Source organism: Qipengyuania sp. L-5Y (genome assembly GCF_056859455.1).
The window spans coordinates 1-19,570 of sequence record NZ_JBSXOM010000031.1 but is presented as its reverse complement, the minus strand read 5'-3'; the positions used below and the strand labels follow the sequence as shown (position 1 = coordinate 19,570).

At 61.6% G+C, this 19,570-nt stretch carries 17 protein-coding genes and 1 pseudogene; 8 read left to right on the top strand and 10 right to left on the bottom strand.

Annotated features, from left to right (window positions below; translation table 11 throughout):
* Positions 1-18: 18 nt before the first annotated feature.
* The 4 genes from AC13F2_RS11085 to AC13F2_RS11070 all read right to left on the bottom strand — a co-directional run bounded on the left by AC13F2_RS11085 (position 19) and on the right by AC13F2_RS11070 (position 5,322).
* A complete protein-coding gene (locus AC13F2_RS11085; protein WP_482965241.1) occupies positions 19-1,179 on the bottom strand; it encodes a glycosyltransferase family 87 protein in 1,161 nt (386 codons plus the stop codon).
* A 6-nt stretch (positions 1,180-1,185) separates the two neighbouring features.
* Entirely contained in the window at positions 1,186-3,009 is a 1,824-nt protein-coding gene (locus AC13F2_RS11080; protein WP_482965240.1) for a DUF885 domain-containing protein, read from the bottom strand.
* Positions 3,010-3,136: 127 nt separating this feature from the next.
* On the bottom strand, positions 3,137-4,405 hold the full coding sequence (locus AC13F2_RS11075) for a metal-dependent hydrolase family protein (protein WP_222828314.1): 1,269 nt from the start codon (positions 4,403-4,405) through the stop codon (positions 3,137-3,139).
* Positions 4,406-4,470: 65 nt separating this feature from the next.
* A complete protein-coding gene (locus tag AC13F2_RS11070) occupies positions 4,471-5,322 on the bottom strand; it encodes a MipA/OmpV family protein (RefSeq protein WP_397489072.1) in 852 nt (283 codons plus the stop codon).
* A 127-nt stretch (positions 5,323-5,449) separates the two neighbouring features.
* Here AC13F2_RS11070 and crtY point away from each other — a divergent pair, with 127 nt between their 5' ends.
* The 6 genes from crtY (at position 5,450) to AC13F2_RS11040 (ending at position 13,400) form a co-directional block, all read left to right on the top strand.
* Positions 5,450-6,625 (top strand): lycopene beta-cyclase CrtY, encoded by a 1,176-nt coding sequence (gene crtY, locus AC13F2_RS11065; protein ID WP_482965239.1) that lies wholly within the window; start codon positions 5,450-5,452, stop codon positions 6,623-6,625.
* Complete coding sequence (locus tag AC13F2_RS11060; protein WP_482965238.1) at positions 6,622-8,160, top strand: phytoene desaturase; 1,539 nt, start codon at positions 6,622-6,624, stop codon at positions 8,158-8,160. The genes crtY and AC13F2_RS11060 overlap by 4 nt, the downstream gene beginning before the upstream one ends.
* 8 nt (positions 8,161-8,168) lie before the next feature.
* Positions 8,169-8,750: an LOG family protein gene (locus tag AC13F2_RS11055; protein ID WP_103022403.1), complete on the top strand. Its 582-nt coding sequence runs from the start codon at positions 8,169-8,171 to the stop codon at positions 8,748-8,750.
* 17 nt (positions 8,751-8,767) lie between these two features.
* Positions 8,768-9,769, top strand: coding sequence for a phytoene/squalene synthase family protein (locus tag AC13F2_RS11050; protein WP_482970469.1), 1,002 nt, complete (start codon positions 8,768-8,770; stop codon positions 9,767-9,769).
* Positions 9,770-9,921: 152 nt separating this feature from the next.
* Positions 9,922-11,793, top strand: coding sequence for an acetyl/propionyl/methylcrotonyl-CoA carboxylase subunit alpha (locus tag AC13F2_RS11045; protein WP_482965236.1), 1,872 nt, complete (start codon positions 9,922-9,924; stop codon positions 11,791-11,793).
* A gap of 56 nt (positions 11,794-11,849) precedes the next feature.
* Positions 11,850-13,400: an acyl-CoA carboxylase subunit beta gene (locus tag AC13F2_RS11040; RefSeq protein ID WP_482965235.1), complete on the top strand. Its 1,551-nt coding sequence runs from the start codon at positions 11,850-11,852 to the stop codon at positions 13,398-13,400.
* Here the strand turns inward: AC13F2_RS11040 and AC13F2_RS11035 are convergent.
* Positions 13,397-14,662, bottom strand: coding sequence for a multidrug effflux MFS transporter (locus tag AC13F2_RS11035; protein WP_103022399.1), 1,266 nt, complete (start codon positions 14,660-14,662; stop codon positions 13,397-13,399). The genes AC13F2_RS11040 and AC13F2_RS11035 overlap by 4 nt on opposite strands.
* A gap of 65 nt (positions 14,663-14,727) precedes the next feature.
* Between AC13F2_RS11035 and dinB the strand changes: the two genes are divergently transcribed.
* Positions 14,728-15,849 carry a DNA polymerase IV gene (dinB, locus tag AC13F2_RS11030; RefSeq protein ID WP_482600711.1) on the top strand — a complete coding sequence of 374 codons (1,122 nt, stop codon included), beginning with the start codon at positions 14,728-14,730 and terminating at the stop codon, positions 15,847-15,849.
* Here dinB and AC13F2_RS11025 read toward each other — a convergent pair.
* The 4 genes from AC13F2_RS11025 to AC13F2_RS11010 all read right to left on the bottom strand — a co-directional run bounded on the left by AC13F2_RS11025 (position 15,846) and on the right by AC13F2_RS11010 (position 18,115).
* Entirely contained in the window at positions 15,846-16,283 is a 438-nt protein-coding gene (locus AC13F2_RS11025) for an NUDIX domain-containing protein (RefSeq protein ID WP_482965234.1), read from the bottom strand. The genes dinB and AC13F2_RS11025 overlap by 4 nt on opposite strands.
* Before the next feature lie 20 nt (positions 16,284-16,303).
* Positions 16,304-16,924: a 6-phosphogluconolactonase gene (locus AC13F2_RS11020; protein ID WP_482965233.1), complete on the bottom strand. Its 621-nt coding sequence runs from the start codon at positions 16,922-16,924 to the stop codon at positions 16,304-16,306.
* Positions 16,925-16,997: 73 nt separating this feature from the next.
* Positions 16,998-17,459 carry a Dps family protein gene (locus tag AC13F2_RS11015; protein ID WP_196846845.1) on the bottom strand — a complete coding sequence of 154 codons (462 nt, stop codon included), beginning with the start codon at positions 17,457-17,459 and terminating at the stop codon, positions 16,998-17,000.
* Between the two features lie 92 nt (positions 17,460-17,551).
* A complete protein-coding gene (locus AC13F2_RS11010) occupies positions 17,552-18,115 on the bottom strand; it encodes a TMEM165/GDT1 family protein (protein WP_482965232.1) in 564 nt (187 codons plus the stop codon).
* A gap of 76 nt (positions 18,116-18,191) precedes the next feature.
* Between AC13F2_RS11010 and AC13F2_RS11005 the strand changes: the two genes are divergently transcribed.
* Positions 18,192-18,986, top strand: a complete 795-nt coding sequence (locus AC13F2_RS11005) for an SDR family oxidoreductase (protein WP_482965231.1) — start codon at positions 18,192-18,194, stop codon at positions 18,984-18,986.
* A 148-nt stretch (positions 18,987-19,134) separates the two neighbouring features.
* Here the strand turns inward: AC13F2_RS11005 and AC13F2_RS11000 are convergent.
* A pseudogene (locus tag AC13F2_RS11000) lies at positions 19,135-19,570 on the bottom strand (ABC transporter ATP-binding protein); the annotation flags it as partial.

Genomic DNA, 19,570 nt, shown 5'->3' with positions numbered 1-19,570 from the left:
TCCTGATGAGTAAAAACCCTAGGGTTGCACGCTTGTTCCCGGTGGGCGGCTTCCGCGGCTCCAGACCAGCGCCAGCAACGCCAGCGCTGCGAGCGGCATCAGGTTTACACCCAGCGGGAATGCCAGAGCCCGTGTGGCGAAGGGCGCGAAGTAAAGGATGACCAATGCAAGCTTTTCAAATGGCCGGAATCCTCGTTCCAGACCTTGAGTGACCAGCCACAGCGTGGGAAAGACCAGAAATGGCAAATCGTAGTTGAAGAGATAAGGCGACGCGAGAGCGGTCGCCGCCAGCACGACCGCGCCCGTTGCCCTGGCATCGCCATCGAACCGCCGCCATGCGAATATCGCCGAGGCGACAGCCAGGCCGCCAGATGCCAGCCCGGCAATACTCGCGGCTAAATCCCCCGCCCAAAGCCGTACTTGTGAGAAGAACGTCGCCATCCGCAGGAGGAAATCGACCTCGACAACTTCCATTAGCGCCCGGCTCGCGCGCCAGCTCGTGGCGTAATCGCCAAGGATGCCCTTTCCGAAAACCAGCACGGAAGAGGCAAGCAATGCCAGTGTCACCGCCCCTGCCGACAGGAAGGCGCGCCACCGCCCACCGGCAGCAAACCAGATCGGGGCAAGCACCGCTAAATGCGGCTTGATTACCAGCGCTCCGATCGCTGCTCCGGACAATGCCGAACGCTTGCCCAGTTCATGGGCGCCAAAAACCAACAGGGCGCCAGTGAGCAGCCCCGTCTGCGCATGCGTTGCCGCAATCACTGCACCGGGATACGCGATTACCAGCGGCCACAGGCGAGGAAATGCCCGCAGGCTTGCCCATGCCCATAGTCCCCATGTCGCGGCGACCCAGGCGATCCATGCGATCGGAAACGGCAGTGCCCCGAATGGCACCGCCGCGAAAAGGAACGGGGGTGGATTAACGAACGCGAACCACCCATCGCTGCCGGTGGCAATCTGCACTTGCTCCTGAACCGCGAGATCGTATGCCGCCGCCGGATCGCCGGCGGCCGTCACATGGCCCGCACCCCAGAATGCCAGAAAATCCGTACCGACAGGGCCCATTGCCTGAAGGTATGCGTGACCCACCAGTGCAAGGCCCGCCAGCGCAACCAGCCACGCATAGCCGCGCACCCGGTCCCCGGTGAGCCATTCGGCTTTGCGCAGCCAATCCACTTTCGCCTATCCGGCTTTGGCTGCGATCCAGCGGTCGATCTTCGCTTCCAGTACCGGCATGGGGAGGCTGCCGGTGCCTAGCACTTCGGCGTGGAAATCGCGGATGTCGAATTTGTCACCCAACTGTTCCTCCGCGCGCTTGCGCAGTTCCTGAATTTTCAGCGCTCCGACCTTGTAGGCGAGCGCCTGGCTGGGGATCGCAATATAGCGTTCCACTTCCGCCACCACCTCGGTTTCGGTCATGCCACTGTTCTCGAGCATGAAATCGATTGCCTGCTGCCGGGTCCAGCCTTTCGCATGCAGGCCGGTATCGACGACCAGCCGCATGGCGCGCAATTGTTCGTCCTGCAGGGTGCCATAGCGATTCCAGGGATCGTCGAAGAAGCCCATCGGGTAGCCCAGTGTTTCGGCATAGAGCGCCCAGCCTTCGACATAGGCCGTGTTACCGCCGAACCGCATGAAGGCGGGCAGATCGGTATTTTCCTGCGCAAGGCTGATCTGGAAATGGTGGCCAGGCGCGCCTTCGTGCAGATACACCGTGACATTGCCGGTCGTCAGGCGGCTCGGCAAATCATAGGCGTTGAAATAGAACGTGCCCGGGCGCGATCCATCCGGGGCGCCGGAATTGTACGATCCGCCTGCTTCGAACTTTTCACGATACTCTTCGTATGGCTTGATCTCGAGCGGTGTCTTGGGAACGAGCGAGAAATAGTCGCCGATCTTCGCATCAACCTGCTTGCCGATATCGTAGTAAGGCTGCGTCAGCGCCTCGCGGCTTTCCGGCTTGAACTTCGCGTCGGTGCGAACGTAGTCGAAAAACTGGTTGAGCGTGCCTGCGAAACCGACCTCTCGCTTGATTTCTTCCATCCCGTTCTTGATCCGCGCGACTTCGGTCAGACCGAGATTGTGCAGATAGTCCGGCTCCAGGGGCAGCGTGGTCGTATCTTCGATAAGCTGTCTATAGAGTTCAGCTCCACCCTTCATCTGCGACAGGCCCACCGTGTCGCGCGCGACAGGCATATATTCGTCCCGCAGGAAATCGCGAAGGCGAGCGTGAACTGCATAGATTTCAGCGGTCCCGGCTCTGTATTCCTCGGTCAGCCGGGCCTTGTCTTCATCTGAAAAATCTTCGGGGAAATTCTTCACCGGCATGAAGAAGGGCGATTCTTCCACCGGCATGGCCAGTTGCGTGTCAAGCTGGCTGACGACATTGCCGATGGTCAGTTTCGTTTCTAAAACGCCGGTTTCCATTCCCTCGCGAAACCTGTCGATCGCCCGGTCGGTGATCGCGATATAGTCCTTGTGCCGTTTGAGATTGTTTTCGTAATCCGTAACTGTCTTGAACGGAGCCGCGCTCTGTCCACTGGCAAAGTTCGGGTAGAACGTGTGGAAACCCGAAAAATGATTGATCGGGCGCACCTGTGTAACAGCCAGGATTTCCGGGGCGAAGCCTGCCAGCGTTCTTTGCTGATTGTAGGCGAACACGTCATAAGCAAGCTGGTCCGTGGCCGAAAGCTTGCTGCGGTCGATTTCTGCCAGCATGGCGATGTTCTTCGCATTATCCGCCTTGCTCGCAGCGAGAAATTCGTCGGTCAGGTAATCGCCCAGCCGGTCGGCATACCGCATATCGCCACGAAACAGGGCGCCGACAGGGTTCAACTTCAGTTCGCGCTCGTCCGCATCGGCGAAAAGCGCGAACAGTTTATCATGTTCGCCAGCCTCGGCGGCAACCGCAGCATCATCCTGCCGGTCCTGTGCGATGGACGGAACTGCCGAGAGCGCGAGCGCAAAAGCTGCACCTGAAGCGAATGCATGGCTGACGTATTTCATCGCAATTCCCCTGAAACCTCTGAGTTCCGTTACAACACTGGTTTGATATGGCGGACAAGCAGGGTTTGCGACCGATGGCGTAAACGCATCGGCCGAACGCCGGCGTCGGTGTCCCCCGACGCGTAGGTCAGTCGATCACGCGCCCGCGAACCATTACCCAACCCACATTTTCGAGCGTAGCCGTGTCTTCCAGCGGGTTGCCATCGATCGCAATCAGGTCGGCGGAATATCCCGGCGCGATCCGACCGATTTCATTTTCCATGCCGAGCACCTTGGCGGCATTTGTCGTCGCCGTGGCGAAGGCTTCGCGGTGGCCCATACCCTGCGCCACCATGAGCGCGAATTCGCCGGCATTGCGTCCATGGCCGAAAACGCCGGCATCGGTCCCGAAAGCGATTGGCACGCCCCAACGCATCGCCTTGCCCATGAATACCCGCGCCGTTTCGGCAACTGCCCGGATTTTCTCTTCGACAACGGGGGTGTAAATTCCTTTGCCCAGCCGCTCAGTCACACCCTGGAAAGCCATGAGCGTGGGGATCAGCACCGTGCCGTTTTTCTTCATTTCGTTGGCAGCCGCTTCGTCCAGATACGTACCATGTTCGATCGTATCGATGCCCGCTCGGCTCGCGGCCTCCACACCGCGGGCACCGTGGGCGTGTGCCATGACCTGCAGACCCAGCGAATGAGCGGTATCCGCGATGCTTTTCATTTCGGCATCGCTGAAATGCGCTTCCAGCCCGCGCCCCTGCTGGCTTAACACCCCACCGGTGGCGGTGATCTTGATGACATCGGCACCGTTCTGGCTGGCGAGGCGCACTTTCTCGGCGCATTCCACTGCGCCGGTACAGGTGAACCCCGTGTCGAGAACCTCGTTCACTTCGGGACGGAAGCCGCTGACATCGCCATGTCCGCCGACAATCGCCAGTGGGGGGCCCGCCGCCACGATACGCGGTCCGGCGATGAAGCCTTCTTCGGTGCCGCGCCGCAGGGCGAAAGCGGATTCGCGGCCGCTGCCTGCCTCGCGCACGGTCGTGAACCCGGCCAATGCCGTCAGTCGGGCATTCTTGGCGCCCACGACCACGCCCCATTCGTCGGGTTCGACGGCTTCTTTCCAGAAGTCGCCCCCAGGATCACCGGTCAAATGAACGTGCAGGTCGACCAGGCCGGGCGCCACAGTCTTGTTCCTGAGGTCGACCACCGTCGCTCCTGTCGGAGCATCGGCGAAACCGTCCTCTATGCTGACGATCCGCCCGTCTGTGACCGTAACGGTCGATTGCCCCCGCGGCTGGCTGTCGGCATCCACCACGACCGCACCGGCATGGATGACCGTCGTGTCCGCCAGCGCAGGCGTTGCAATGATTGCTGCGCCGAGCGCAAGCAGTGCGGCGATTCTCATATGTTTCTCCCCTTTGGCGCAAGGGGATGCCTGCCCTCATCGGCGAGGGCAAGCAAAAGCAGGTGTCAGAACGTATAGCCTACGCCTACCGCCCCCATCCATTGGTCGGCATCGCCGCGGATCGAAGTGAAAGGCGTGCGTTTCGCGTCGCCAAGCATGCGCGAATAACCGCCCAATGCGATCAGGGCGAGCCCGCCATTGGTCACGTCGCCATCGAGGTCGAAGACACCCAGCAGGTTGACCCCGGCGCTTTCGAAACCGCCTTCCGCCTGAAACTCGGGCAGCGGCCCACCAGCCGGGACGGAGTAATAATAGTCTGCGAAGTCATCGTCGATATGCTTTGCGCTGACGGACAGCGATACGGCGATACCGCGGCTCAGCGGCGTGAAATAGGTAATGGAAGGGTTGACCGACATGCCGTTATGCGCGCCGGCCACGTCCCACACCGCATCGATGTTGAAGCTCAGGCTGTCATAGGGGTTGAGCAGCGCCGGAACGCTGACGCCTGCGCTCGGTCCCACTTCGATCGCCGTTTCCAGCTCGCCATAGCTCCTCACCACCGGATCCTTGATCTGGGCAGCGCGGTTGCGGCTCAGCTTTGCAGCGATGCCGGCGGAAAAGGACACTTCGCCGTCCCGGTCGGGAATGAAATCGAGCGCGATGCCGCCGGCTCTCGGACTGATGCCGACCCCGCCCAGATTGCCCTGAACCACAGGGATCGGGGAAAAGACGTAGTCGTCCGAACCTCTGTAGCTCGGCCCATAGATCACGCCGGCGCCGACGCTCAGCCAGTCGCCGTCGAACACCGTGGGCTCGGCATTGCCGCTAGCCGCAGAGATTTCGTCCGCCTCCTGGGCGGCGGCAGGTGATGCGCACAGGGCGACGGCAGCGCCCGCAGCGGCAAGAATGGCTTTCATGTGATTTCCCTCGAGGTTCCCTGTTTGCATTGAAACACCCGGTTCGCGCTCCTGTTCCCGCCAGCATCGTCAAGACGATTGTCCCCTGTGCGCTTCGCCTCTAAGCCTTTTGGCGATGACTGAGCGCATGTTCGATATCGCAATCGTCGGAGGTGGGCTTGCAGGCGGGCTTACCGCGCTGGCAGTCCACCGAGCACATCCGCAATTGCGCCTTGCCCTGTTCGAAGCGGGGGAGGTTTTCGGCGGGAATCACCGCTGGAGCTGGTTTGCCAGCGATCTGGATGCCGCCGGCACCGATTTGCTCGCACCCTTTCGAAAGACCGAATGGCCCGGCGGCTACGACGTCGCCTTCCCCGCCCACAGCCGGACGTTGGGCTCGGCCTATCGCTCGCTCGCCAGCCCGGACTTCGACGCTGCGCTGCGGCGCGAGCTGCCGCAGGAAGCGATCCGCACCCGGTCCCGTGTGGTCGCACTGGCAGCAAACTTCATCACGCTCGATAATGGCGAGCATATTTCCGCCCGGACAGTGGTCGATTGCCGGGATTTCCAACCTTCGCCCCATCTGCTCGGAGGCTGGCAGGTCTTCATGGGCCGCCACCTGCGCACCGATACGCCGCATGGCCTTGCCCGGCCGATCGTGATGGATGCGCGCGTTGCGCAGCACGATGCCTATCGCTTCGTCTACACGCTACCGCTCGGCGCCGAAGAGCTGTTCGTCGAAGACACCTATTACGCAGACAGCCCCGTGCTGGACCGCAACGCGCTTTCGGGGCGGATCGACCGCTATTGCGCCGCCATGGGCTGGCATGGCGATATCCTCGGCGGCGAAACGGGCGTCCTGCCCGTCATTACCGGTGGCGATTTTGCCGCATACCGGCGCGACCTGCGCGAACCGGACGTGGTGCAGATCGGCGCGCGCGGCGGATTTACGCATCCCCTCACAAGCTACACGCTGCCATTTGCCGTTGCCAATGCGCTGGTGCTGGCCCGCGAGGCCATGTTGCCGGGCGAACAGCTTGCCGCCCTGTTCGAAAAACGCGCGCATGCTCACTGGCGGACAATGCGGTTCTTCCGCCGGCTTGGCCGGATGCTGTTCGACGCCGCCCGCCCGGACGAACGCTATCGCATCTTCGAACGGTTCTATCGCCTGCGTGAACCGCTGATCGAACGCTTCTATGCCGGAGCCCCGACATATGGGGACAAGTTGCGCATCCTTTCCGGCAAGCCCCCCGTCCCCGTGACCGATGCCGTCCGCGCGCTGCTTGGCAAGGGCAGCCCGCTCGTCCATGAGAAGCCCCAATGACCGCACAGACAAGCCCTGCCCCCCAGGCGGCCCAAACCCCAGCGCCCGTTCCGCCGGGCCGCACCGCCTGCGTCATCGGCGCGGGCTTCGGCGGGCTCGCTCTCGCCATCCGGCTGCAATCTGCCGGCATCGCTACCACCGTGGTGGAGGGGCGCGACAAGCCCGGCGGCCGCGCCTACCACTGGCAGAAAGACGGTTTCACCTTCGATGCGGGTCCCACCGTCATCACCGATCCGAACTGCCTGAAGGAACTATGGGCACTGTCCGGCCACGACATTTCCGAAGATGTCGATCTGATGCCGGTCATGCCCTTCTACCGGCTCGCCTGGCCGGACGGAACGCAGTTCGATTATTCCAACGATGAAGAGCAGCTGTTCCGCGAAATCGCGCAGCTCAACCCGGCCGATGTCGCCGGCTACCAGCGCTTCCTCGAATATTCCGAAGCGGTCTATCAGGAAGGCTATGTAAAGCTCGGCCACGTGCCCTTCCTCGACTTCAAGTCGATGATCAAGGCTGCTCCGGCGCTCGCGAAACAGCAGGCGTGGCGCAGCGTCTATTCGGTCGTTTCCAGCTATGTCGATAATGAAAAGCTGCGCGAAGCGCTGAGCTTCCACACGCTTCTGGTCGGCGGCAATCCGATGAAGACCAGCAGCATTTACGCGCTGATCCACAAGCTCGAAATCGACGGCGGCGTGTGGTGGGCCAGGGGCGGCACCAATCGCCTGATCGCGGGCATGGTCACTCATCTGGAACGTCTTGGCGGCACCGTCCGGCTGAACGATCCGGTGGTCCAGATCCACACGCTCGGCAAACAGGTGACCGAGGTGGAAACGCGATCGGCCTGGAAACAGCGCTTCGATGCCATCGCCAGCAATGCCGACATCATGCACAGTTACAAGGATCTGCTCGCTGGCGCGAAGCGCGGTGCCGATTACGCCAAGCGGCTGTCACGCAAGAGCTTCAGCCCCAGCCTGTTCGTGGTCCACTTCGGGATCGAGGGGGGCTGGCCCGGCATCCCCCATCACATGATCCTGTTCGGCCCGCGGTACAAAGGCCTGCTGGAAGACATTTACGATCACGGCGTGCTGCCGCAGGACTTCTCGATCTATCTGCACCACCCGACCGTCACCGATCCGTCCATGGCGCCCGAGGGGATGAGCACGTTCTACGCCCTCGTTCCGGTGGCCCATATGGGCAAGCTGGCGGTGGACTGGGAAGAAATGGGGCCGATGCTCGAAAAGAGCATTCTCGACGAACTCGAACGCCGCCTCATTCCCGGCCTGCACGATCGGATCGTCACCAAATTCCATTATGCGCCCAGCGATTTCGCCACCGATCTCAACGCGCATATGGGCAGCGCCTTCAGCCTTGAACCCGTCCTCACGCAAAGCGCCTATTTCCGCGGGCACAACCGGGATGACGTGCTGGACAATTTCTATCTCGTCGGGGCAGGGACCCACCCCGGCGCCGGCATCCCCGGCGTGGTCGGCAGCGCCAAGGCGACTGCCGGACTTATGCTGGAGGATTTGGCATGACCCGAACTATGAACCGTCTGGCCGTCTACTGCGGCTCCGCCTCGCCGCAGGATCCGCGGTTCATCCAGCTTGCCTACGATGTGGGCAAGGGGCTGGCGCAGCGCGGCATCGGGGTGGTCTATGGCGGCGGACGACTGGGCCTGATGGGCGCCACGGCCCGCGGCGCGCTGGAAGCGGGCGGCGAAGTTATCGGCGTTATCCCCGATGCACTGGCCAATAGCGAAGTCGCCAATCACGACTGCACCGAACTCTACACGGTCGGCGGGATGCACGAACGCAAGCAGCGCTTCACCGACCTGAGTGACGGCTTCGTCACCATTCCGGGCGGCGTCGGCACCATGGATGAACTGTGGGAAGCGATGAGCTGGGCGCAGCTTGGCTATCACGATAACCCGGTGGGCCTGCTCAACGCCTTCGGCTTCTACGATCACCTGATCGCATTCAATCGCCACATGGCCGAAGTCGGCTTCGTGCGGCCCGTGCACCAGAATATCCTGGTCCATGATACAACTCTGGATGGGCTGCTTAACCGTATGGAAGCATACGAACCCCATACCCCCATCTTCCAGATGAAGGCCGACGACCTCTGAACAAGCCCCGTACCCTCGTGCAGTCGCGCTATTTGCGCCCCACCCCCGCAAGGGCTGGCGGCGGGCGCGATCGTGCCGTGCTCGTCGATCGCTCGCTCGAATCGATCGAAGAGGGTTCGCACAGTTTTGCCGCGGCTTCGAAGCTGTTCGATCGCACGACGCGCGAACGCAGCTGGCTGCTCTATGCCTGGTGTCGCCGGTGCGACGATATTGCCGATAACCAGGACAAGGGCGGCCCCTTGGGCGATCAGGGCACGCCAAAGGATGCGGAAGACCGCGTCCAGGCGATCCGCGTGCTGACCCGCCGTGCGTTCGAAGAACAGCCGACGGCGGATGCCGCCTTCGATGCGTTTGGCCTTGTCGCGGACGAATGCGGCCTGACGCTGGAAGAAGCGAACGACGTGATTGCCGGTTTCGCGCTCGACGCCACCGGGTGGAGCCCGAAGACAGAAACCGACATGATGCGCTATTGCTACCATGTCGCCGGTGCCGTTGGCATCATGATGGCGCGTATCATGGGGGTTCATCCCGACGATGGCGAAACGCTCGACCGCGCCTGCGATCTGGGGCTGGCTTTCCAGCTCGCCAATATTGCGCGCGATATCGTCGAAGATGCGCAGGCCGGGCGCTGCTATCTGCCCCGCACCTGGCTCGACGAAATGGGCTGGGAACAGGGCGATCACGCATTGCCCGAAAACCGTTTCCGCCTGGCCAGCCTGATGCCGCGCCTCATCGGCATGATGGAAAAATACGAAGCCGCGTCGAAGCTCGGCGCCAGGCGCCTGCGTTTCCGTCAGCGTTGGGCCGTGCTGGCCGCCGCCCGCATATATGGCGCCATCGGGCGCAAGGTGCTTACCCGCGGGCAGCTCGCATGGGACAGCCGCACCAGGGTCAGTGGCCCGGAAAAACTGTGGCACATGACGGCCGCCTTCTTCGAAGCGATCGTGAACCGGCCGCAGGGTCCGTCGGAGCCGATCCTGTGGAGCCGCCACGATTTCAGGCCGGTCACCGGCTGGTAAGGCCCGGGGCTGTCGCAGCAGTCATTGCAAGAAAGCCCCATGGGCCGTCGCGCCAATCCATGACGCAGCTTCCTGTGGCGCCGACAGGGCTGACGTTGGTTTGCTTCGCCTACCGCTCGCAATGACTTGAAAAATGGGTTAGCGCCCCGCCCATGATCCAGAAGCTTCTCATCGCCAATCGCGGCGAAATCGCCTGCCGTATCATCCGCACCGCGCGCGAAATGGGGATCGCCACGGTCGCTGTCTACTCCGATGCCGATGCCCGGGCGCTCCATGTCCGTCAGGCCGATGAAGCGGTCCATATCGGCCCTTCGCCTGCTGCCGAAAGCTATCTGCTGGGCGAAAAGATCATCGCCGCGGCGCAGCAGACCGGGGCGGAAGCGATCCATCCGGGCTACGGCTTCCTCAGCGAAAATGCAGGCTTTGCGCAGGCCGTCATCGATGCCGGGCTGATCTGGGTCGGGCCTAAGCCTTCTTCCATCGAAGCGATGGGTCTGAAAGATGCCGCGAAGAAGCTGATGCGCGCAGCAGGCGTGCCGGTGACTCCAGGCTACGAGGGCGAGGATCAGTCGGTCGAACGCCTCAAGCAGGAAGCCGACGCCATCGGTTACCCCGTACTCATCAAGGCCGTCGCCGGCGGCGGGGGCAAGGGAATGCGCAAGGTCGATGCTGCAGCCGATTTCGAAGCGATGCTGGAAAGCTGCCGCCGCGAAGCCAAGGCCAGCTTCTCCAATGACGAGGTGCTGCTGGAAAAATGGATCACCTCGCCCCGGCATATCGAAGTGCAGGTGTTCGGCGATAGCCATGGCAACGTCGTCCACCTGTTCGAACGCGACTGCTCGCTGCAGCGCCGTCACCAGAAGGTCATCGAGGAAGCACCCGCTCCCGGAATGGACGATACAACGCGCGAGGATATCTGCGCGGCTGCCGTGCGCGCGGCCAAGGCGGTCGATTACGAAGGCGCAGGTACGATCGAATTCATCGCCGATGCCAGCGAAGGCCTGCGCGCCGACCGCATCTTCTTCATGGAAATGAATACGCGCCTTCAGGTCGAACACCCCGTGACCGAAGAAATCACCGGCGTCGATCTGGTCGAATGGCAGCTGCGCGTCGCAAGTGGGGAGCCAATCCCGCTCTCGCAGGAGGATCTTTTCATCGACGGTCATGCCATCGAAGCGCGCCTTTACGCAGAAGATCCGGCTGGTGGCTTCCTCCCTTCGACCGGCGCGCTCGATCACTTCGACCTCGGCGTTGAAGGCCGCATCGAAACCGGCGTCGAGGAAGGCGATCGGATTTCGCCTTTCTACGATCCCATGGTGGCCAAGCTGGTCGTTTGGGGCGAAACCCGCGGCGATGCTATCGACCAGCTCGCCGGGATTGCGGAAAATGTCGAAATCTGGCCGGTAAAGACCAATGCCGCGTTCATCGCGAACTGCCTTCGCGACGAGAATTTCGAACAGGCCAATCTCGACACCGGCTTCATCGAAACCAAGCTCGACGATCTCGTGTCGTCCGACGAAGCAGACGACGATATCTGGCAGAGCGCGGCCGATTTCATCGCTCTGGCCGAAACCGAAGACCATGAGGACCTGCCCATCGGCCTGCGCCTCAATGCCCCCGGCGTGCTGTCGGCAACGCTCACGCACAAGGGCGAAACCCGCACCGTCTCCGCCGCTCGTGCCGGCACGGAAAGCTTCGCGACGGGCTTTGTCGATCCCGCCAGGGCCGTGGTCTTTGCCGATGGGCAGAGCTTCGTTTTCGAACGTCAGTCCCGTGGATCGGGTGCCGCAGCAGCGGGAGACGGCGCCATCCTTGCCCCCATGCCGGGCAAAGTCATCGCGGTCGATGTTGCCGAAGGCGATACGGTCACCGCGGGCCAGCGCCTCATGGTACTCGAAGCGATGAAGATGGAACACGCCCTCACCGCGCCCTTCGACGGCACCGTAACCGAACTGGCCGCCAGCGAGGGCGGGCAGGTGCAGGTCGAAGCCGTTCTGGCAGTTGTCGAGCCGAAAGAAGAATAAGGCTTCACAAAACCTCTCCTCATTGCGAGCGTGTCCCTCGAAGAGAGAGGGCACGAATGAGCTGGGACAAGGAACTTGAGGAACTCCGCCACCGCGAAAGACTGGCCGAGCAGATGGGCGGCGAGGAAAAAGTCGCGCGTCAGCATGCGCGCGGCAAGATGGACGCTCGCGCCCGGCTCGCCGCACTGGTCGATCCCGGCAGTTTTCGCGAAATCGGCAAGATCGCGGGCAAGGCTTCCTATGACCAGGACGGCAATTTCGAACATATTCTTCCGGCTCCTTTCCTCTTCGGCAAGGCGGAGATAAACGGCCGCCCCGTCGTCGCCACGGCGGACGATTTCACCATTCGCGGCGGCGCGGCCGATGCCGGGATCAGCCGCAAGATGGTGCAGGCGGAAAAGATGGCGCACGAGCTCAAGCTCCCCATCATCCGCATGATCGACGGCACTGGCGGCGGCGGCAGCGTCAAGACGCTGGAACAGATCGGCGCCACATACATCCCCGCCGTGCCCGGCTGGTCGGACGTGGTGAAGAATCTAGACACGGTACCGGTGGTCGCACTGGCGCTCGGCCCGACCGCCGGTCTCGGCGCCGCCCGCACCGTCGCCAGCCATTATTCGATCATGGTGAAGGGTCTCAGCCAGCTCTTCGCCGCCGGGCCTGCCGTGGTCGATGGCCTTGGCGACAGCTATCGCGGCTCGACCGATCACCAGCAGGCCAAGGAAGATCTCGGCGGCAGTGCGATTCATACGCGCAACGGCGTGGTCGATGACGAAGTGGGGAGCGAAGCCGAAGCATTCGCCCGCGCGCGGCATTTCCTATCGTTCATGCCCGAACATGTTGGCCAGCTTGCCCGCCGGACAGACTGTTCGGACCCTGTTCGGCGGCGCGATCATACGCTTGATTCACTTGTGCCTCGCGATCCGAAGCAGGTTTATTCCATGCGCCGCTGCCTCGACATGGTCTTCGATCAGGGCACGGTTTTCGAGATTGGTCGCATGTGGGGGCGCGCCTGCATCACCGCTCTTGCCCGCCTCGACGGCTGGCCCGTGATGGTTTTGGCCAGCGACCCGTCCTACCTGGGCGGCTCGTGGGAAGCGAAGACCAGTGAAAAAGTGGAACGCTTCGTGAAGCTTGCAGATCGGTTCCGCCTGCCCATCGTCCACCTGGTCGACAACCCCGGCTTCATGATCGGTCGCGAAGCGGAAATGGCCGGCACCATCCGCTACGGCGTCCAGGCCATGACCGCGATTTACAAGGCAAGCGTGCCCCTCGCCTCCGTGGTTTTACGCCGCGCCTACGGCATCGCCGGCAGCGCGATGAGTAACGCCGAGAATTTCCAGTATCGCTATTGCTGGCCCTCGGGCGACTGGGGGTCGCTCCCCATCGCGGGCGGGCTGGAGGTCGCCTACAAATCGGATCTCGAAGCCGCCGACGACCCGGCAGCGGAACTCGAAGCGATCCGCGAGCGCTTGGACAAGGTCACCTCGCCCTTCCGCAGCGCGGAACGCTTCAACGTCGAAGATATAATCGCTCCACGCGACACCCGCCCGCTCTTATGCGAATTCGCCGATCTTGCGTGGCGCAAGCTGTACGCCGAAGCCTAGTCTTCTTCCGGCTCGGGCGGCCCGAAGAGCGTGCCGCGCTCGCTGATCAGCACGAACACGAGACTCAGCACCGCCGTACCCAGAAGAGCGATTGCGAGCGGCCGCGCCGTCCCGTCGTAAAGATAGCCGATATAAGCCCCCAGCGCCGCTCCGCTCGTCATGCGCAAGAAGCCCTGCGCCGACGAAGCTGCACCGGCGATATGCTTGAAAGGCTGGAGAGCGATGGACCCGAAATTCGCACCGATGAAGCCGAGCAGGCTCATATTCGCGGCCATCAGAGGTACGAACGTCCACAGGCTCTCATCCGGCTGGCTCGCAAACCAGTACTGCGCAGCGGCCACGGCGATGAAAGCGAACAGCGCCACATGGCTGACACGCCGTGCACCGAACCGCTCGACGATGCGGCTGTTCGACCAGTTTGAAATCGCCATGCAACCAGCGCAAATGGCAAAGATCATGGGGAATTTGTCGCCCGCGCCGAAGGCTTCGCCGATGAGCTGCTGGCTGGAATTGATGAAACCGAACAAGCCGCCAAAAACCAGCGCACTGCCAAGGGTATAACCGATGGTTTCACGCAAGGTCACGGCACTTGCCATATTGCGCGTGATCGTGGGCAGGTGAATCTGCTGCTTGTCCGATTCATGCAGGGTTTCCGGCAAGCGCACGTATACCCAGGCCGTCATCGCAACACCCGCCAGGGCCATGACGCCGAAAATCCAGCGCCAGTCGCCCATTAGCATCAAGACGCCCTGCCCGATGCTCGGTGCGACCGCCGGAACCAGCAGGAAAATCACGAAAATCAGGCTCATCATGCGGGCCATTTTATCGCCGCCCACACGGTCACGAATGATGGCGGGCGGCAGAGCGATGATCCCTGCAGCAAAGAAACCCTGCGCTGCGCGTAGAGCGATCAGCATATCGAAGCTCGTCGCCAAGGCGCAGGCAATCGACAGGGCGATGTAGAAGAACAAGGCCGTGAAAAGCACCGGGCGTCGGCCGAACCTGTCGGCGAAAGCCCCAGGAATGAGCGTACCGATGCCCGCGGCGAGCAGATACGCGCCGACCACGAACTGACGGTTGTTGCCTTCCACGCCGAGATCGCTGGCCAGGGCATCGAGCGCAGGAAGAATTGCATCGATACCGAAGGCGTTGCACGCCATCAGCAGAGCCATCATCCAGATCAGTTCGCGCTCGCCGATGCTCTTGCCGCGCGCAGCGCTCGAAATCGGGCGCTCGCCGCCGGCCAACTGTTCGCTTCGCATCTGCACAAAATGGCAGTTGGCCGACAAGGTTCCGATTTGCAACCCGCGTCGCTATCTATTCTCTCATGAACGATGGCGAAGTGCGTACCGATGCGGATGACAGCGAAGCCGATGGGCTGCGGAAGATCATTCACGTCGACATGGATGCGTTTTTCGCCAGCGTCGAGCAGCGCGACCATCCAGAATTGCGCGGCAAGCCCGTTGCCGTGGGTGGATCGAGCGGGCGCGGCGTTGTCGCTGCTGCCAGCTACGAGGCGCGCAAGTTCGGTGTGCGCAGCGCCATGCCCTCTGTCACGGCCAAGCGCAAATGCCCCGACCTTATCTTTTGCAAGAGCCGCTTCGACGTCTATCGCGAGGTCAGTCAGCAAATCCGCGCAATCTTTCGTCACCACACCGACCTGGTCGAACCGCTCAGCCTTGATGAGGCATATCTGGATGTCACCGAAGACAAGCTGGGCATTGGCAGCGCCACCCGGATAGCGGAACTGATCCGCCAGGAAATCCGCGCCAAGACGAAACTGACCGCCAGCGCAGGGGTCAGCTACAACAAGTTTCTCGCCAAGATCGCGAGCGACCAGAACAAGCCCGATGGCCTGTGCGTGATCCGTCCCGGCGAAGGGGCCGCCTTTGTCGCCGACCTACCGATCAGGCGCTTCCACGGCGTCGGTCCCAAGGGCGCCGAAAAAATGGCGCGGCTCGGCATCGAGACCGGTGGCGATCTGGCGGAAAAGGACATCGAATGGCTGCGCGCTCATTTCGGCAGCTTCGCCGATTATCTCTATCGCGCTTCGAGAGGCATCGATTTGCGGCCCGTTCGATCAAGCCGTATCCGTAAATCCGTTGGCGGCGAGAGGACGTTCAGCCGCGACCTTTCGTCGGGTAGCGAGTTGCGCGACACAATGGAGGACATCATCGATATCGTCTGGGGCTATATCGAGCGCGCGGAAGCAGAAGGTCGCACCGTCACACTCAAAATGAAATTCACCGATTTTCAGATTTTCAGCCGCGCCAGGACGATGGATCGGCCAATCGCGAACAAAGAGGAATTTGCGGCAATCGGCCGCGCCCTGCTGGAGGAGGTCCTCCCCCTGCCCATGCCGATCCGCCTAATGGGACTGACGCTTTCGAAACTGGAGGGGAACAGTGACCAGCAACCGCGACCCGATGCGCAGTTATCGCTGCTCTAGTTTACGCAGGACTGCCATAATTCCAGCCGCCTTCTGGTGAGTGCGCTCATTGCTTCGGGAAGCAGGCGTATCGCAAAGAAACGCGCTTCCACGATTTCTCGCCCGTCCGGTTCCGGTGCCGCATCCACGACAGTGCTGAAAATATGAGCGCAGTGCGGTGCGCCCGAAATTTCCTCGTTCAATATGCCGACAAGTTTCAGATCGGTCACGCGGCAGCCTGTTTCTTCGCGCATTTCCCGCCGCGCCGCGTGCTCCGGCGTTTCTTTCCGCCCGATACCACCGCCCGGAAAATACCACCCTTGCGGACCGTAACTATGCCGCACCAAAAGGATTTCACCCTGCGGATTGGACGCAATGATAGTGACACCCTCTGCCGTGATCCCGCTTAATTTGCGCCAGTGATGGCGCAACCGGTGCGCAACCTTCAGTGCCACTCGGTGGAGCCGCCTGGGGATCAGGTGAAACATGTCACCGGTTGCCGGGCCGCAGCGAGCAATCGCGCAATCGGAAGATCGTTATTACCTGCAATAGCCTGATCGAGTACGCTGCGTTTCTCCGCACCGCGAAGAACGAAGACCAACCGGTCGCTTGCGAGAAGCGATGGCATGGTCAAGCTGATCCGATCGAACGGAGCTTCGGGAGGCAGCGGATCGGGCGTCAAACGCACGACCGGTCGCGCGTCGTCGACCTTGGGATCCGTATTCGGAAATAGCGAAGCGACATGCCCGTCTGCGCCCATGCCAAGCCAGGCAAGAGAGAAAGGCGGCACGGCTTCCATCTCGTTCAGAGTGACGACTTCAGCCCCCGCAGGCTCGAACAGTTTGCGCAGCTTCCCCGTATTCGATGCGGCATGATCTTCGGAAACGATACGGTCGTCCCCCGGCCACACAACCAGCCGCGTCCAGTCCAGGTCGTGGCCAAGCAATTGATCCATGATCGGGAAGGGAGTGGATCCCCCGGGAACCGTGATCGTCACCGGCCCATCGGATTGATCCATCCGTTCGCGCAGCTGGGACGCCAGCCATTCGGCAATGGCCGCATCGCCCTGACCCTCGATGATAGTCAAATTTTCCATACTGTATTGATACACCAATGCCGCCCGTCCCCAAGGGGAAAGGCGGCATAGGCGCACACGAATAGGTATGTGCTTACTTGGTAGTCTGATTAAGGAACCAGACGCGTTCTTCGCACTGATCGATCCAATCGTCGACGATACCGCTGGTGGCGTTGTCACCCACTTCTTCCGCGGCGTCTTTTACCTCATTGAGCCGTGTGTGCAGCTTGCGGTTATCATCACGCAATTCTGCCACCATCGCGTCGGCAGTGATTGTCACATCATCCTGATCGGCAATCTTTGTCTGCTTGGCGATGCTGCCGATCGATGTGAGCGTGAACTCGTCATTTTTGCGGACGCGCTCGCCAATAGCATCCACTGTGCCAACAAGTTGCGCTGCCTGCTCGTCAAAGAGCAGATGCAGGTCGCGAAAACGCGGCCCCGCCACATGCCAGTGAAAGTTCTTGGTTTTGAAATATAGCGCCATGGTATCGGCCAGTGCGCCGTTGAGAGCGCTTACCAGTCCGGCTTTCGCGTTGTTGCCCAATTCTGCCATGGTATTTACCCCTTTCGTCGTTTTGAAGTTCACCTCATCAACGGCCCTCCGCCACTCCGGTTTCCCGATTAACGGCGGTTGCTGTGATCGGGTCAGGCGATGATCCCTCTCGCGTTGAGCCCGGTAATCACGCCAAGGCCGAAAAGCAGGACAGCCAGGCCGATCCTCAACCGCCGTAGCGGCAGTCTCGCTTCCAGTGCTGTGCCGGAAAGCCATCCCATAGTGACTGCAGCCCCTCCCCCGATCGCGCCGCCTAATCCCGCCAGCGGCCAGTAGGCGAAAACTACGGCCATCGCCGCTACCAGGAAGCGCGAGGCGTCGGTCATTTGCCTGAAGCACAAGACGATGAACGCAGCCCCCAGCGAACGTGTCGGTTCCCGCGGCACTCGCTCCCGATTGGGCCAGGCGCACTCGAAGGCGGCCAGCAGAAGCGCGAGGGCCACGAACATGGTTGCCGCACTTCCAGACATGGTTCTCGCGAGAAGGCTTCCCAACCAAGCCGCGGTAATCGCGGTCACAGTAGAACTCGTCAATGCCACCACGAGCAAGCCATTCGCCGCACCCAGAGCACCCGCAAGGCGCGACACCAGCAGCTGGTCGCGCGCACCAATCGCGGCCACGAAGCTGGCAACCATGGCGAATAGCAGTGCCGTCATCCTCGCTCCCGTCCATCTTCCTAAGCGTCCAGGCTTGCGATAGCACGGCACACAGAAAAACGAACAGGAGAGCGATGTGGAACTCGCAGACGGCATGGCGGCAGTGGTCACAGGCGGCGCTTCGGGGCTCGGCAAGGCGAGCGCACAGGCACTGGCGGACGCTGGCTTGAAAGTCACAATCTTCGATGTGAACGAAAAGGCGGGCGAAGACCACGCCGAAGCGATCGGTGGAAACTTCGTGCTGGTGGACATCACCGATGAGCAATCGGTCGTAAATGGCTTGGCAAAGGCCCGTGCGACCTATGGGCAGGAACGCGTCACCGTACATTGCGCAATGACCAGCCGGCGCGGGAAAACGCTGGGCTGGGACAAGGACGCATGTCGGTACAAGCGACTGGAAACGGAGGACTATGCCTTTGGCGCCGAAGGCATCCTCGTGTCATCCTATCGTATTGCCAGCCTGTCCGCGCTGGGCATGGCAAACTCCGAGCCGCTCAACGAAGATGGCGAGCGGGGTTGCATCATCCTAACGGCCAGCGTGGCGGCGCAGGACGGGCAAATCGGCCAAGTGATTTACGGTAGCTGCAAGGCCGGCGTCAACGGGCTCGTCCTGCCGATGGCACGCGATTTGATGGACATCGGCATTCGCGTGAACTCCGTGATGCCTGGCATCTTCGCCACCCCGCTGATGCTTGGTATGAGAGAACGTAATCCGCAGATGTGGGACCAGCTTAATGCGAGCGTTCCCTTCCCCAAACGCCTCGGTCACCCGGAAGAATTCGCTTCGCTAATCTGCGAAATCGCCCGCAACAGCTATATCAACGGTCACCAGTTCAGGCTCGACGGGGCGATAAGAATGCCGCCCAAGTAACCCATTTTAGGCGATTGGCAGATCCATACGGCCGGACTTGCTCTCGTTCTACGTGTGACCACGAAAATCTTACATATCGCCAATCCAGGAACGCGCAGCTCAAGCACCGCACTTTAAGTTTCGAAAAAGACGTCCGGAATGGACGGCCCTAAACCTGCCCGATCGCTTCGAGAGCGGCCCCGGCTGCCAGCCATGCTTCTTCTGCTACCGCCAAGGAATCGACCGCGTCGGCTCGTTTCCTCAACAGCTTCTCTATCGACACACCATCCAAGTTGGATGTCTTCGCGCTGCCTTCGAGGATCGAACGGTCGAGTTTTTCGACTTCCGCTGTGAGCCGCTCCATGGTTTTTTCCGCTTTGGCCAGTTCGGACTTGGCCTCGCGGGACTGAGCCGCGGTTTTATTCCCGCGCGAGCCGCGCGATTTTCCGCCGCCACTGCGCCGATCTCCCTTGGGCTGGTTCCGACCCAGAACGAAATCGATGTAGTCCTGCATGCTTCCAGCGTACTCGGTCGCAGTGCCGCTATCGACAAGGATCAGCCGATCCGCAGTCAGTTCGACCATGTGGCGATCGTGACTGATAAGG

What these genes read in the sequence shown, in the direction of transcription:
- AC13F2_RS11080 (WP_482965240.1), bottom strand. Translation starts at nt 3,009, where the DNA reads ATGAAATACGTCAGCCATGCATTCGCTTCAGGTGCAGCTTTTGCGCTC.
- AC13F2_RS11075 (WP_222828314.1), bottom strand. Translation starts at nt 4,405, where the DNA reads ATGAGAATCGCCGCACTGCTTGCGCTCGGCGCAGCAATCATTGCAACG.
- AC13F2_RS11070 (WP_397489072.1), bottom strand. Translation starts at nt 5,322, where the DNA reads ATGAAAGCCATTCTTGCCGCTGCGGGCGCTGCCGTCGCCCTGTGCGCA.
- crtY (WP_482965239.1), top strand. Translation starts at nt 5,450, where the DNA reads ATGTTCGATATCGCAATCGTCGGAGGTGGGCTTGCAGGCGGGCTTACC.
- AC13F2_RS11060 (WP_482965238.1), top strand. Translation starts at nt 6,622, where the DNA reads ATGACCGCACAGACAAGCCCTGCCCCCCAGGCGGCCCAAACCCCAGCG.
- AC13F2_RS11055 (WP_103022403.1), top strand. Translation starts at nt 8,169, where the DNA reads ATGAACCGTCTGGCCGTCTACTGCGGCTCCGCCTCGCCGCAGGATCCG.
- AC13F2_RS11045 (WP_482965236.1), top strand. Translation starts at nt 9,922, where the DNA reads ATGATCCAGAAGCTTCTCATCGCCAATCGCGGCGAAATCGCCTGCCGT.
- AC13F2_RS11040 (WP_482965235.1), top strand. Translation starts at nt 11,850, where the DNA reads ATGAGCTGGGACAAGGAACTTGAGGAACTCCGCCACCGCGAAAGACTG.
- AC13F2_RS11035 (WP_103022399.1), bottom strand. Translation starts at nt 14,662, where the DNA reads ATGCGAAGCGAACAGTTGGCCGGCGGCGAGCGCCCGATTTCGAGCGCT.
- dinB (WP_482600711.1), top strand. Translation starts at nt 14,728, where the DNA reads ATGAACGATGGCGAAGTGCGTACCGATGCGGATGACAGCGAAGCCGAT.
- AC13F2_RS11020 (WP_482965233.1), bottom strand. Translation starts at nt 16,924, where the DNA reads ATGGAAAATTTGACTATCATCGAGGGTCAGGGCGATGCGGCCATTGCC.
- AC13F2_RS11015 (WP_196846845.1), bottom strand. Translation starts at nt 17,459, where the DNA reads ATGGCAGAATTGGGCAACAACGCGAAAGCCGGACTGGTAAGCGCTCTC.
- AC13F2_RS11010 (WP_482965232.1), bottom strand. Translation starts at nt 18,115, where the DNA reads ATGACGGCACTGCTATTCGCCATGGTTGCCAGCTTCGTGGCCGCGATT.